The 704-nt window shown below is 68.6% G+C and carries 1 protein-coding gene; it reads right to left on the bottom strand.

Annotated elements, in window-relative coordinates; translation table 11 throughout:
* Positions 1–704, bottom strand: a 704-nt coding sequence (locus BST38_RS28805) for a lipid-transfer protein (RefSeq protein ID WP_110782070.1), incomplete at both ends; no start/stop codon positions are given.

Genomic DNA, 704 nt, shown 5'->3' with positions numbered 1-704 from the left:
GATTGCAGGCTGATCGCGCGCACCGACGGGATGCCGGCGGTGGTGCCGAGGTGTTTTTCGGTGAATTCTTTGGACGCGACGATCAGCGCGGCGGCGCCGTCTGAGGTGGCGCAGATGTCGAGTAGGCGTAGTGGGTCGGAGACGACGGGGGAGGCCAGTACGTCGTCGATGGTGGCTTCTTTGCGGTAGCGGGCGTTGGGGTTGGCCAGGCCGTGGCGGGCGTTTTTGACTTTGACGGCGGCGAAGTCGTCGACGGTGGCGCCGTAGAGGTCCATGCGGCGGCGGGCGAGCAGGGCGAAGTAGACGGTGTTGGTGGCGCCGATGAGGTGGAAGCGTTGCCAGTCGGGGTCGTTGCGGCGTTCGCCGCCGACGGGGGCGAAGAACCCTTTGGGGGTGGTGTCGGCGCCGATGACCAGGGCGACGTCGCACAGGCCGGCCAGGATTTGGGCGCGCGCACTCTGCAGGGCTTGGGAGCCGGAGGCGCAGGCGGCGTAGCTGGAGGTGACGGGGATGCCGTTCCAGCCGAGTTTTTGGGCGAAGGTGGCGCCGGCGACGAAGCCGGGGTAGCCGTTGCGGATGGTGTCCGCACCGGCGACGAGTTGGATTTGTTGCCAGTCCAGGCCTGCTTCGGCGAGGGCGGCGCGGGCGGCGACGACGCCGTATTCGGTGAAGTCGCGGCCCCATTTGCCCCAGGGGTGCATGCC

The organism is Mycolicibacterium parafortuitum (assembly GCF_002086815.1).
GTDB lineage: Bacteria > Actinomycetota > Actinomycetes > Mycobacteriales > Mycobacteriaceae > Mycobacterium > Mycobacterium parafortuitum.
The sequence above is the reverse complement of the archived record's forward strand: the minus strand, read 5'-3'. Positions and strand labels throughout refer to the sequence as shown.